Source organism: Streptomyces sp. SAJ15 (assembly GCF_007595705.1).
Classification (GTDB): Bacteria; Actinomycetota; Actinomycetes; order Streptomycetales; family Streptomycetaceae; genus Streptomyces.
This window is the reverse complement of sequence record NZ_NISY01000005.1, coordinates 438556-451963: the sequence shown is the minus strand read 5'-3', so window position 1 is coordinate 451963 and position 13408 is coordinate 438556. Positions and strand designations below refer to the sequence as shown.

The window sequence follows — 13408 nt, the reverse complement described above, 5'->3', positions numbered from 1 at the left end:
CGTCCCTTCCGCCCGCACCACCACGGAGTCCCTCGATGAGCTACTTCCTGCCGGAGACCGACCCCGTCCTGACCGCCGCCCGCGGTCTGGCCCTCGCGCACCCCGGCATGGTCGAGGTGCACACCGGACCGCTCTATCTGCGGGCCCGGGCGCCGCACCCGGACCGCAGGGTCGGCCTGGTCTCCGGCGGCGGCTCCGGCCACGAGCCCCTGCACACCGGACTCCTCGGGCGCGGCGGCCTGGACGCCGTCTGTCCCGGCGAGATCTTCGCCTCCCCGCACAACCGCCAGATCTACGAGGCGAGCGTGGCGGCCGCCGGCCCCGACGGCGTCCTGCTCATCGTCAAGAACTACACCGGCGACGTGATCAACTTTCAGATCGCCGCCGAGCGGCTCCGGCACGGCGGGATCCCCGTCGCCACGGTCCTCGTCGACGACGACCTGTCCACCGACGCCGCCGACAGCGCGACCGGCCGCCGCGGCACCGCCGCCACCGTGGTGGTGGAGAAGCTGCTCGGCGCCGCCGCCGACCGGGGCGCCTCGCTGGAGGAGCTCGCCGCCCTCGGCACCGAGATCGTGGCCCGGTCCCGCAGCATCGCCGTCGCCGCCCGCGCCCAGACCTCGCCCACGACCGGGAACCCGGCGTTCACCCTGAACCCCGGCACCCTCGACTACGGCGTGGGCATCCACGGCGAGCGCGGCACCCGCACCATCGCCCACCCGCCGATCGACGAGCTGGTCCGGCGGATGACCGACGACCTCCTCGACGCGCTGCCCGCCGGGCCCGCCGAGGTGCTCGCGGTGGTCAACGGGCTCGGCGCCACGACCAGCCTGGAGCTCCACGCCATCGGCACCCTGCTCAACGAGCAGCTGCTGGCCCGGGGTCTGCGGCCGGTGGCCATCGTGCCCGGCACGTACACCGCCGCGCTGGACATGTCGGGGTTCTCGCTCACCCTCACCCGGCTGGAGGAGGGCTGGGCCGAGCTGTGGACCGCCCCCACCGAGACCCCGCTGGTCCTGCCGAACCTCACCCTCGCCGCGGACCAGGACATCCCGCCGGCCGCGCCCCGGCAGACCGTCACCCGCGCGGTCGCGCCGCGCGCCGAGGGCGGCCGGGCGGTCCTCGACCGCTTCGCGCTCATCGTGACCCAGGTGCGCGACAACCTCACCCGGCTCGACCAGCTCGTGGGCGACGGCGACTTCGGCGACAACCTCGCCGGCGGCGTACGGCGCGCCGTGAAGCTGGCCGACGAGGACGGCGGCGACGGCCTGGCCGCCCTCGCCGAGGCGTTCCTCAACGACGTCGGCGGCACCAGCGGCCCCCTGTTCGGGCTGCTCTTCCAGCACCTGGCCTCGGTGTCGCCGGCGGGCGACGAGGCGCCCTCCCGCGAGGCGCTGGCCGGGGCCGTCGCGGCCGGGCTCGCCGCCGTACACCGGGTCGGCGGCGCCAACCCCGGCGACTGCACCCTGGTCGACGCCCTCGCGCCCACCGCCGAGGCGCTGGCCGACACCACCCGGGAGGAGTCCGTCGAGGCGCCCTTCACCGAGGCGGCGCAGGCCGCCGTCCGCGGCGCCCTGGCCACCGCCTCCCTGCGCCCCCGGCGCGGCCGCGCCAGCTACGTCGGCGACCACGCCATCGGCGTACCGGACCCCGGCGCCCTCGCCGTCGCCCTCCTCTTCGTCGCGATCGCCGACGTCCACGAGCCGGCCACGGCCACGCGGCTGCCGGCGCCGGGGTACATCACCCTGCACTGAGCCGGGAGCGCCCGGCGGCCCATGACCGTAGCCCCACGGGCCGTCAGGCTCCGGCCCGGCGGCCGCACACCGCTCCATACTGGGGCGGGCCCGTCACCGCGGAAGCGATGCGACGGCCCGCCCCGGTACCGCCACCGACGAAAGGGACCGACGTCCCATGCCCACACTCGGCCTCGGCCTCGCAGCCGTCGGCAGGCCCGCCTACATCACCGGCGGCCGCGCCGCGGATCTCCCCGACCGCTCCCCGGACGCCCTGCGCCGGCGCTGTCACGATCTGCTGGACCTCGCCTGCCGCCTCGGCGTGCGCCACATCGACATGGCCCGTTCCTACGGTCGGTCAGAGGAGTTCGTGGCGGACTGGCTTCGGGAGCGCCGAGAGGTGCCGACGGACCTGTTCGTCGCCAGCAAGTGGGGTTACACGTACACCGGCGGCTGGTCGTTGACCGCGGACAAGCACGAGGTCAAGGATCACAGCCTCGCCGCCTTCCTGCGACAGCGCGAGGAGACCGGGGCCCTCCTCGGCGACCGCCTGGACCTCTACCGGATCCACTCGCTCACCCCGGACAGCCCCGCCCTCACCGACACCGCCCTGCACCGCGCCCTCGCCGACCTCGCGGCGGAGGGCGTGCGCATCGGCATCTCCACCAGCGGACCACGGCAGGCCGACGCCCTCCGCGCCGCGCTGGAGGTGACCGTCGACGGGGGGCCCCTGTTCAGCTCCGTGCAGGCCACCTGGAACCCCCTCGAACCGTCCGTGGCGCCGGCGCTCGCCGAAGCCCATGCCGCCGGCTGGCTGGTCGTCGTCAAGGAGGGGGTGGCCAACGGGCGCCTGGTCGGCGCGGAGGCCCCCGAGACGCTGCGCCGGATCGCCGCCGAGCTGGACGCCGGCACCGACGCGGTCGCGCTGGCCGCGGCGTTCCACCAGCCCTGGGCGGACGTGGTCCTCTCCGGGGCCGCCACCGAGACCCAGCTGACCTCCAACGCCACCGCCGCCACCCTGCCCCTGACCGAACGACACCTCACCGCCCTCGCGGAGCTGGCCGAGCCGGCCGAGGCGTACTGGCGCACCCGGGCCGCCCGCGCCTGGTCCTGACCGTCGCCGGACGCCCCGTCAGGCGCGGCGCGGACCAGGCCGGGGGAGGGTGATCGGACACCGAAGGCGGCTACGTAGAGTGTCGGCCATGTCCGAGGAACCGCCCCTGATCCAGAGCCTTCGCACGGCCGTCGCCGCCGCGCCCGGTGATGTGCCGCTGCGGCTGCACCTCGCGCAACTCCTGCTGGACGCCGGGCGGCACGACGCGGCCGTGGTGGAGGTGGCCGTCGCCCTCCAGCACGCGCCCGGGGACCCGCACGGCCGGGAGCTGATGGCCCGTGCCATGGGAGCGCCCGCCGCGGCACCCGCGCGGCCCACGCCGCCCGCCCAGCGCACGGAGCCGGCGCAGCCCGAGCGGCCCGCCGATTCCTCGCCGCAGGCGCCGCCTTCGCCGCCCGCGCCGCCTCCGCGGTCCGAGGCGCCCGGTGGACCGGAGTCCGAGGCGCCCGGTGGGTCGGAGTCCGCCGCGCCCGGTGGACCGGAGTCGGGGGCGCCCGGTCGGCCCCGCGGCGCCTTCGACTGGCGGGCCGCCGAGGACCAGGTCGGCGACGTGGTGCCGCCCCGATACGTCGAGGCCCCGCTCGCCGTCGACGGCGGCGGAGACCCGGGGGCCGCCCCGGCCTGGGACGTGGACGCGCCCGGCGCCGTACGCCTGGCAGACGTCGGCGGCATGCGGCAGGTCAAGGACCGGCTGGAGGCCGCCTTCCTCGCCCCCATGCGCAACCCCGAACTGCGCCGTCTGTACGGCAAGAGCCTGCGCGGCGGGCTGCTGATGTACGGCCCGCCAGGTTGCGGCAAGACGTTCATCGCCCGCGCGGTGGCCGGCGAACTGGGCGCCGCGTTCCTGTCGGTGTCCATCAACGACGTCCTCGACATGTGGATCGGCAACTCCGAGCGCAACATGCACGAGGTCTTCGCCACCGCCCGCCGGCAAGCCCCCTGTGTCGTCTTCCTCGACGAGCTGGACGCCCTCGGCGCCAAGCGCGGCCGCATCCAGCACAGCGGCCTGCGCACCACCGTCAACCAGCTGCTCACGGAGCTGGACGGCGTCCACGCCGCGGCCAACGAGGGGGTCTTCGTCCTGGCGGCCACCAACGTCCCCTGGGACGTGGACATCGCCCTGCGCCGCCCCGGCCGCCTCGACCGCACCCTCCTCGTGCTGCCGCCCGACGCGCCCGCGCGCGAATCGATCCTCCGCTACCACCTGCGCGACCGGCCCATCGAGAACGTCGACCTGGGCCGGCTCGCCAAGGCCACCGAGGGCCTCTCGGGCGCCGACCTGGCCCATGTGTGCGAGGCCGCGGCCGAGACCGCGCTGCTCGACTCGGCGCGCACCGGCTCCGTCCGGCTGATCGGCATGAAGGACCTGCTCGGCGCGGCAAAGGCCGTCGTCCCCTCCACCGAACCGTGGTTCGCGGCCGCGCGCAACGTGGCGATGTTCGCGAACGAGGGCGGCATGTACGACGACCTGCTCGCCTACCTGAAGAAGAGGCGCAAACTGTGACCCTCCACCCCGCCGTCGAACAGGCCGACGCGCTCATCGACCTGAAGCGGTACGAGCAGGCCCGCCGCATGCTGGCCGGCCGCCTCGCCGAGGACACCGAGGACGTCCGCGCCTGGGTGAAGCTCGGCCGCTGCCACCTGGCCGAGGGGAACGCCGAACAGTCGCTCGCCGCGCTCGACCAGGCGCTCCGGATAGCCCCCGAGGACGTCGGCGCGCTGCACATGCGCGCCCACGCGCTGCGGCGCGCGGACCACCTGGACAAGGGGGCGCGCTGGCAGCAGGCGGAGGCGTCGCTCCGGGCGGCACTCCGCGTCGAGCCGCAGAGCGGCGCCGTGCACGCGCTGCTCGGCGAGCTCCTGGCGTACTACCCGCACCGCCACGCCGAGGCCCTGCACCTGGCCAGGGAGGCGGTGCGGCTCGAACCCGAGGACGTACGGGGGTACGAGGCGCTGTGGACGGCGGCCGCCGCGGCGAACGACGTCGAGACGTTCCGGTGGGCGTTGCGCGAGGTGCTCCGGATCGACCCCGCCAACCCCCGGGCCCTTCTCCTGGTGACCGAGCAGGAGGCCCACCAGCCGGGCACCACGGCCACGCAGGCCGCGGAGAAGTACGCCGACGCGCTCGCCGTCGTCCCCGACAGCCCCGGCCTCCGGCAGGACCTCGACCAGGCCACCTACCGCCTGCTGCGCGGGGTCCGCTGGCTGGCGCTCGTCTGCGTGGCGGCCGCGGGCGTCATGGTCGACCTGTTCCCCCAGGACGGCGAGGCGCCGAGGGAACTGCCGGTGCCGCTCGGCAACCGGCTCTGGGCGCTCGTCCCCATGGCCGCCCTCTGGGGCTTCGTCGCCTGGCGCCGCTACCGCGGGCTGCGCACCGGGGTTCGGCTGACCGTGTGGTCCCTGGCCCGCCGCGGCCGGTGGGCCCGCGTCGTCATCGCCCAGGCCGGCTGGGCCATGCTCTGCTCGCTGCTGATCTCGCAGGTGCCGTGGACGGAGCGCACCGTGCCGCAGATCCTCTTCTGGGCCGGACTCCTGCCCACGCTGGCCACGATCTGGTTCGACCACAAGAAGAGGGCCTGAACGCGGCCGGCCCGAGCCGAGGCCCGCGCGCCGCCGCCCCTTCCGCGAGCGGGACGCCGGGGCGGGAGCCACCGTGGAGGGTGTACGCGGAGACGGCGGACGACGATGCGGAGGCGGCCATGGCGGCCATGAGCGATCCGGCAGACGGCGATCCGGCAGACGGCGATCCGACAGACGGCGTTCCGGCAGACGGCGATCCGGGAGACGGCCGGGACGAGCCCCGCCCGGACGGCGCCGAACGCGCCCGGGATGGCGCCGGGCCCGGCCCCGACGGCGCCGAGCCCGGCGGGGACGGCTCGGCGCGAGCCTCGGATCGGGCCGCGCCCGGTCCGCGCTGCCTGGTGACGGGCGCCACGGGCTACATCGGGGGCCGGCTGGTGCCGGAGCTGCTGGCCGCCGGGCACCGGGTGCGCTGCCTGGCCCGGTCCCCGGAGCGGCTGCGCGACCACCCCTGGGCGGGCGACGTGGAGGTGGTCCGCGGTGACGTGACGGACCCCGAGTCGGTGGGGCGGGCGCTGCACGGCATCGACGTGGCGTACTACCTCGTCCACGCGCTCCGCTCGGGGCGCGACTTCGAGGAGACCGACCGCAGCGCCGCGCGGATCTTCACCGAGCAGGCCCGCGCCGCGGGCGTACGACGCATCGTCTACCTGGGCGGACTGACCCCGGTCGACGTCCCCGAACGTGAGCTGTCGCCCCACCTGCGCTCGCGTGCCGAGGTGGGGGAGATCCTCCTCCGCTCGGGTGTGCCGGCGACGGTCCTGCGCGCCGCGGTCATCATCGGCTCCGGCTCCGCCTCCTTCGAGATGCTGCGCTACCTCACCGAGCGGCTCCCGGTGATGGTCACGCCCAGCTGGGTCAGGACCCGGATCCAGCCGATCGCGGTCCGGGACGTGCTGCGCTACCTGGTCGGCAGCGCGCGGATGCCCGACGACGTCAACCGCGCCTTCGACATCGGCGGGCCCGACGTCATGACGTACGAGCAGATGATGCGGCGGTACGCCGAGGTGGCCCGGCTCGCCCACCGGTTCATCCTGCGCGTGCCGATGCTGACGCCCCGCCTCTCCAGCCTCTGGATCGGCCTGGTCACCCCCGTTCCGCCGGCCCTCGCCCGGCCGCTGACCGAGTCGTTGCGCCACGAGGTGGTCTGCCGGGAGCACGACATCGCGCGCTATGTGCCGGGCCCGCCCGGCACCCCGATCCCCTTCGACGACGCGCTCCGCCTGGCCCTCCAGCGGGTGCGTGACGCCCAGGTCGCCACCCGCTGGTCCTCCGCCTCCCTGCCCGGCGCGCCGAGCGACCCGCTGCCCACCGACCCGGACTGGGCCGGCGGCAGCCTGTACACCGACCGGCGCACCCGGGCCGTCGACGCCTCGCCGGAGGCGCTGTGGCGGGTGATCGAGGGCATCGGCGGCGACAACGGCTGGTACTCCTTCCCGCTCGCCTGGGCCCTACGGGGCTGGCTCGACCGGTTCGTCGGCGGGGTCGGACTCCGCCGCGGCCGCCGGGACGCCGCACGGCTGCGGGTCGGGGACTCGCTGGACTTCTGGCGCGTGGAGGAGATCGAGCCCGGCAGGCTGCTGCGGCTGCGCGCCGAGATGCGTCTGCCCGGCCTCGCCTGGCTGGAGATGCGCGCCGACCGCGACGACGCCGGCCGGTCCCGCTACCGCCAGCGGGCGCTGTTCCACCCGCACGGCCTGCTGGGCCACCTCTACTGGTGGAGCGTGTCCCCCTTCCACGCGGTGGTCTTCGGCGGCATGGCACGCAACATCGCCCAGGCCGCGGCCCGCGCGGACGCCGCCCGTAGGGGCGGTGCCGCGAGCGGGGGCTGAGCGCTGGCGGCGGCCGGCAGGACGGCCCCGGGGTACGGCGACAGGTGACAGAGGCGCTTGAACGCCCGGGGCGGCTCCGCGAATCGACACGGTCGGCGGTCCACGGGGCACGGCCCGCGCGGACGCCGCGGACGGTGGCAGAGTGACCCCATGAGCGTCGCCGTCGTGCTGTTCACCTCCGACCTGCGGCTGCACGACCATCCGCCGCTGCGCGCGGCGCTGTCCGCGTGCGAGCGGGTGGTGCCCCTGTTCGTACGGGACGAGCGCATCGCGGCCGCGGGGTTCGACGCCCCCAACCGGCGGGCCTTCCTCGCCGACTGCCTGAGAGACCTCGACGCCGGACTGCGGGCCCGCGGCGGCCGGCTGGTCGTCCGCTCCGGCGACGTCGTGGCCCGACTCCGCCAGGTGGCACAGGAGACGGACGCCGCCGAGGTGCACCTGGCCGCCGGCGTCAGCGGCTACGCGCAGGCGCGGGAGCGGCGGCTGCGCGCGGCCCTGGAGCGGGACGGCCGCGCGCTGTGGGTCCACGACGCCGTGGTGACCGCGCTGGCCCCCGGCGCCGTCGTCCCCGCGGGGTCCGACCACTTCGCCGTGTTCACCCCGTACCTCCGCCGCTGGTCGCAGGAGCGGATCCGGGACCCGCTCGGCGCTCCGCGCGTGGTCCGCGTGCCGGACGGCCTCAGCTCCGAGGAGATCCCCTCCCGCGATCGGGGCGACGGGGTCTCGGAGGGCCTCGCACCCGGCGGCGAGAAGGAGGGACGACGGCTGCTCGACGCCTGGCTGCGCGGCGGGATCTCACGGTACGAGGACACGCACGACGACCTCGCCGGCGACGCGACCTCGCGCCTCTCGCCACACCTCCACTTCGGCACGGTCTCGGCCGCGGAGCTCGTCCACCGCGCCCGCTCGGTGGGCGGCCCGGGGCCCGAGGCGTTCGTACGCCAGGTGTGCTGGCGCGACTTCCACCACCAGGTGCTGGCCGCACGGCCCGCGGCCGCCGCCGACGACTACCGCGCCCGGGGCGACCACTGGCGCTCCGAGGACGAGGCCGGGGACGAGATCGAGGCGTGGCGGAGCGGCCGCACGGGCTACCCGGTCGTGGACGCCGCCATGCGCCAACTGCGCCACGAGGGTTGGATGCACAACCGAGCCCGGCTGCTCGCCGCGAGCTTCCTCACCAAGACGCTCTACGTCGACTGGCGCATCGGCGCCCGACACTTCCTGGACCTGCTGGTCGACGGGGACATCGCGAACAACCAGCTCAACTGGCAGTGGGTGGCCGGCACCGGCACCGACACCCGACCGAACCGCGTGCTCAACCCGGTGCGCCAGGCCCTGCGCCACGACCCGGACGGCGTGTACGTGCGGCGCTGGGTGCCCGAGCTCGCGGCGCTCGAAGGGCCCGCCGTCCACCAGCCGTGGAAGCTGCGGGCCCCGGAGCGCGCACGATACGACTACCCGGAGCCGGTGGTCGACCTGGCCGACGGCCTGGCGCGCTTCCGACAGGCCCGTGAGTCGAGCTCGCGGAGCCATCCGGGCTAGGCGGCCATCCCGAGGAGCCGATGCGTCAGCTCCATCAACCGATCGCGGGCCTCGAGGTCGTATGCCTGGTCGTGCGCCCGGGCGTCGGTGAACTGGTCGAAGTAGCGGCCGGTGGTGGTGGCGAGCTCCGGGTCGAGGAGCAGCCTCACGGTGGGCCGCACCCCCTCCTCGACGCCGATGACCGGCGTCAGCCCGTAGGCGCGCACTCCCTCGGTGTCCATGAGATGGGCGGGGTGCAGGGTGTTGACCGTGACACCGGTGCCGTCGAGTTCGGCGGCCAGCTCGAAGGTCGCCATGATCATCGCCAGCTTGCTGCGGCAGTAGGCGCGCAGCCCCTCGTAGCCCCGCTCCAACATGACGTCGTCGAAGTCGATCGCCTCCTGCCCGATCGAGGCGACGTTGACGACGCGGGCGGGCGCGGAGGCGGTGAGCAGCGGCAGCAGATCGCGGACGAGGGCGTAGGGGGCGAGGTGGTTCACGGCGAACCGCAGCTCGTGCCCCTGGCGGCTGTACTCCCGCCGCAGCGGCTCGGCGCCGCCGCCCGCCACGGCGTTGTTGACCAGCCCGTCGAGCCGCGGCTCCGCCTCCCGGATCCGGGAGGCCAGCGCGCGCACCTGCTCCAGGTCGGACAGGTCGGCCAGGTAGGTGCGGACGGTCGCCTCCGGGGCGACCTCCGCCAACTCGGCCGCGACGGCCTCCAGACGGGCGCGGTCGCGCCCGTGCAGCAGCAGGGTGTGACCCTTCGTGGCCAGGTCGCGTGCGATGCCGCGACCCAGTCCCTGGGTCGCTCCGGTGATCAGAATGGTGCGTGGGCTCATGCGGACAGCCTGTCGGCGCGCGGCGACGGGTGGGGAGAGGGGGCTGAGCCTGGTGTCGGCACCACCAGGACACGGCGCGGGCCCTCCCCCGGAGGGCGGCCGTCCACCATACGGACGACGGGACATCGGGCACACGGGCCTACCGACACCGCCCCGCCGCACGGTGCCCCCTGCCCCTGCGTGACCATCACACCACCGAACGCCGGTCCAGTCCGCCCGATACCGCGGCGAATCCGACACCGCGCCGGCGGCACCACGCGGGGCGGCGCGCCTCCGACGGGTGGCGTCTGGGTCAACAACGGCGATCCGAAAGCCGGTTGTCCCGCGTGGGGATGGTCCACGACGGCGAGTGCGGGGTAGCGTCCCCGCCGTGGATGATCGAAACGGGCTCGCGGTACCGCGGTCGTTGCAGGAAGCGTGTGATCCCAAGCGTCTGGCGCTGCTGGTCTACGACATGCAGGTCGGCATTCTGGGCCAGATCGGCGATCGGGACCGCGTCGTCGCCCGGACCGTCGAGGTGGTCGAGGCCGCCCGCGCCGCCGGCGTACGGACCTTCTTCCTGCGCCATGTGACCCTGCCCACCGCACTCATGGGCGTCTCCCAACTCCGCATGTGGCGCAGCTGGCAGCGCACCGAACGCGCGGCCGATGTCGTCTCCCCCTTCCCACCGGACGCCCCGCAGACCCAGCTCATCCCAGAGCTGCGCCCCACCGAGCACGAAGCGGTCCTCGACAAGATCACCATGTCCGCCTTCGAGGGCACCTGGCTCGACATCGCCCTGCGCGACTGCGGCATCACCACCGTCGCCGTCGTCGGCGTGGCCACCGAGATCGGCATCGAACCCACCGTCCGCCACGCCGCCGACCTCGGCTACCTCCCCGTCGTCATCACCGACGCCTGCGGCCCCGGCGACCCCGAAGCCGGCGAACGCTCCCTCGCCACCCTCCGCTTCGCCGGCGACGCCTTCCTGACCACGACGGACGAATTCCGCAAGGCCCTCCCGACGAGCTGACCCCCGGCCCGGCCACCGGCCCCCGCTTGCGGGTAGCTCATGCCTGCACGTGACCTGTCAGCGGGGGCGCCCTGTGTGGGCGGGGACCACGGCGCTCCAGAACGGCCTGGAGCATGTCCTGGGGGAGCACCGCGCGGGGACCACCTACCCGCGGTCCCCGGCGGCAGGCTGACTCCGGGACCACCCCCGCATGCGCGGGGACCACGCCGAGCGCGGCCGCGAGGCCCCGCATGCTCCGGGACCACCCCCGCATGCGCGGGGATCACAAGGGGACGTCGATGCGGATTAGGTCGCGTGCGGGACCACCCCCACATGCGCGGAGACCACGTGTCCGAGCGGCCGATGGTCCAGGTGGTGCCGGGACCACCCCACATGCGTGGGGATCACTGCCCAGCAGCGAGGAGCGCACTCGGCGGGCCGGGACCACCCCCGCATGCGCGGGGACCACAGTACGGATGATCAGGGCCTGCCGGTGATGGGACCACCCCCGCATGCGCGGGGACCACTCCAGCGAGATCACGCTGTCGGTGAAGAGCTCGGGACCACCCCCGCATGCGCGGGGACCACGAGAGCGACCGGCTGGTGTTGATCGACCTGAAGGGACCACCCCCGCATGCGCGGGGACCACGGCACCCCCACCTCGCCGCAGCTGCACGACCAGGGACCACCCCCGCATGCGCGGGGACCACGAGCCGATGACAGCGATCGAGGAACTGCGAGAGGGACCACCCCCGCATGCGCGGGGACCACCTCAAAGAAGTGGGTGGGGATCAAGCTGGCCAGGGGCCACCCCCGCATGCGCGGGGACCACCCATCGACGGCACCCACGCCGACGTTCGCCAGGGGACCACCCCCGCATGCGCGGGGACCACGGTCATGGCGTTCCGGGCGGGGGTGGTGATCAGGGACCACCCCCGCATGCGCGGGGACCACATCGGCATCCAACCGCCGGCGCACCGTCATCCGGGACCACCCCCGCATGCGCGGGGACCACTCCTGCACCGCGCGCGGAGTCGCGAACTGGAGGGGACCACCCCCGCATGCGCGGGGACCACCTCCCCCGTGCTCATCACAGGGCCCCGTACACGGGACCACCCCCGCATGCGCGGGGACCACAGCACCAGGCAGATCCAGTTGCTCGAGTGGGGGGGACCACCCCCGCATGCGCGGGGACCACAGCTACGGAACATGGCCGGCCGTGGCCTGCACGGGACCACCCCCGCATGCGCGGGGACCACAGCCGCACCGGCGTCCACGTCTGGCCGCCGTCGGGACCACCCCCGCATGCGCGGGGACCACGTGCGGAGGGCGTACAGGTCGGCCTGGTAGGCGGGACCACCCCCGCATGCGCGGGGACCACAGAAGCTGACCTGCGCCTTTATGCGGCGTGGGTGCCGTTTTTGCTTAGGATTGGAGATTCCGGCATAGCGGTCATTGAGTCCTCTCGGGTGGAGCCCGCCTGCACGCTACCGCTGTCCGAAACGACGGCGTTTGGCGGCTTTGCTCCAGCCCTGTGGGGGTGGGGTGGGTTGGCGTGGGGGGTGGTTGTGCGGGGTGTTGGGGGCGGGGCGGTGGAGGAGGGTGAGGCCCTCGTGGTCCGTGGGGTGCCAGGCGTGGTTGTGGGTCTGGAAGGTGAAGCCTTGTTCGTTGTCGGCCTGGTGGACAAGGAGGGCGCGGCCCTGGGCCGCGTATTGGCGGACTTCGGCCCAGAGGATGTCGCGGATGCGAGCCGAAGGGGAGCCGAGGAAGACGCCGGGGGAGATCTCCAGAAGCCAGCGGGTGAGGAAGCCCCGAAGGCCGGCCGGGCAGTTGGCGAGGATGATGACGGTCACCAGATGGGCTCCTCCCCGTAGTTGCGACCGCTGGCCACCTGCGTGCCGCCGTCAGATTGCAGTGTCATGCGATCCTGCGACTGAGTCGTCTCCTGACCGTCGTCGTAGCGCAGCAGGTGTTTGATGTCCCGCACACAACGATCGAGCAGGCCGGTCTCATTGATGCGATCGCGGAGGGCTCGGCGGGTGCGGGAGGCGACGTCCTCGTCGCCCGCGGCCGCCGCGTCGAAGGCTGCCGGGATGGCCACGTCGGTCTTGTACAGGTCGGCGATGTCGAGCACGAAGGACCGTTCGTTGCCGGAGTGGACGAAGCCGAGCGCCGGTGAACAGCCGAGTGCGGTGACGACGGCGTGCGCGATGCCGTACATGCACTGTGCGGCCGCGGTGATGCCCTGGTTGGGAGCGTCACCGGCCGAGAAGTCCTCGCGGTGGTACTCACGCCGTCGCCAAGGGACGCCGGTGCGGGCCGACTCGCGCCGGTAGCAGTGTCTGAGGCGGCGGCCCTCCATGCTCAGCAGCTGCTGGCGGGTGCGGCCGGCCGGGTCCTCGTCCGGGAAGCGCAGGCCGTACATGGCTCGGGCCACCTCCAGCCGGGTGCGCAGGTTCGCCCAGGCCGTGGCCTGGGCTTCGACAAGGCCCGAGGAGCGGGTGAGGGCGCGGCCGCCCGCGTAGAAGCGCACCCCGTGCTCGCCGACCCACGCCACGCCCGCCCCGCACTCGCCGAGGAGGGACATGGCCTGGTGGGACACCTGTGTGCCGGGCCCCAGGAGGAGCGTCCCGATGGTGGCGGACGGGATGTGGGTCACCCCGTCGGCGTCGATCGCGGTTATCGCGTTGTCGTCGCGCTGTACCTTGCAGCGCTCCAGGTAGAGGAAGGAGGTCCGGTCCCCGACCCGGGTGAGTTCGCGTGGCGTCGACACGCTCCGGCGGCTGACGGTGCTCATC

Annotated in this window: 10 protein-coding genes and 1 CRISPR repeat array; of the genes, 7 read left to right on the top strand and 3 right to left on the bottom strand. The window is 74.4% G+C overall.

Features of this window, described 5'->3' with window-relative positions; translation table 11 throughout:
* Positions 1-35 precede the first annotated feature (35 nt).
* The 6 genes from CD790_RS16975 to CD790_RS16950 all read left to right on the top strand — a co-directional run bounded on the left by CD790_RS16975 (position 36) and on the right by CD790_RS16950 (position 8801).
* A complete protein-coding gene (locus tag CD790_RS16975) occupies positions 36-1754 on the top strand; it encodes a dihydroxyacetone kinase family protein (protein ID WP_144384063.1) in 1719 nt (572 codons plus the stop codon).
* Between the two features lie 157 nt (positions 1755-1911).
* On the top strand, positions 1912-2847 hold the full coding sequence (locus CD790_RS16970; RefSeq protein WP_144384062.1) for an aldo/keto reductase: 936 nt from the start codon (positions 1912-1914) through the stop codon (positions 2845-2847).
* A gap of 88 nt (positions 2848-2935) precedes the next feature.
* Positions 2936-4351, top strand: coding sequence for a 26S protease regulatory subunit (locus CD790_RS16965; RefSeq protein ID WP_144384061.1), 1416 nt, complete (start codon positions 2936-2938; stop codon positions 4349-4351).
* Entirely contained in the window at positions 4348-5427 is a 1080-nt protein-coding gene (locus tag CD790_RS16960) for a lipopolysaccharide assembly protein LapB (RefSeq protein WP_144384060.1), read from the top strand. Before CD790_RS16965 ends, CD790_RS16960 begins: the two co-directional genes overlap by 4 nt.
* A 128-nt stretch (positions 5428-5555) precedes the next feature.
* Entirely contained in the window at positions 5556-7259 is a 1704-nt protein-coding gene (locus CD790_RS16955; RefSeq protein WP_260867637.1) for an SDR family oxidoreductase, read from the top strand.
* Between the two features lie 150 nt (positions 7260-7409).
* Positions 7410-8801, top strand: coding sequence for a deoxyribodipyrimidine photo-lyase (locus CD790_RS16950; RefSeq protein WP_144384059.1), 1392 nt, complete (start codon positions 7410-7412; stop codon positions 8799-8801).
* On the opposite strand, the gene CD790_RS16945 is transcribed toward CD790_RS16950, so the two are convergent.
* Positions 8798-9619, bottom strand: coding sequence for an SDR family NAD(P)-dependent oxidoreductase (locus CD790_RS16945; RefSeq protein ID WP_144384058.1), 822 nt, complete (start codon positions 9617-9619; stop codon positions 8798-8800). The genes CD790_RS16950 and CD790_RS16945 overlap by 4 nt on opposite strands.
* A gap of 370 nt (positions 9620-9989) precedes the next feature.
* Between CD790_RS16945 and CD790_RS16940 the strand changes: the two genes are divergently transcribed.
* Positions 9990-10631 carry a cysteine hydrolase family protein gene (locus CD790_RS16940; protein WP_144384057.1) on the top strand — a complete coding sequence of 214 codons (642 nt, stop codon included), beginning with the start codon at positions 9990-9992 and terminating at the stop codon, positions 10629-10631.
* A 176-nt stretch (positions 10632-10807) separates the two neighbouring features.
* A CRISPR array of direct repeats spans positions 10808-11991; the repeat unit is 29 nt; unit sequence GGGACCACCCCCGCATGCGCGGGGACCAC.
* A gap of 106 nt (positions 11992-12097) precedes the next feature.
* Here the strand turns inward: CD790_RS16940 and cas2e are convergent.
* Positions 12098-12463, bottom strand: a complete 366-nt coding sequence (gene cas2e, locus CD790_RS16935; protein ID WP_144384056.1) for a type I-E CRISPR-associated endoribonuclease Cas2e — start codon at positions 12461-12463, stop codon at positions 12098-12100.
* Positions 12460-13407 carry a type I-E CRISPR-associated endonuclease Cas1e gene (gene cas1e, locus CD790_RS16930; protein ID WP_144384055.1) on the bottom strand — a complete coding sequence of 316 codons (948 nt, stop codon included), beginning with the start codon at positions 13405-13407 and terminating at the stop codon, positions 12460-12462. The genes cas2e and cas1e overlap by 4 nt, the downstream gene beginning before the upstream one ends.
* Between the last annotated feature and the right edge of the window lies 1 nt (position 13408).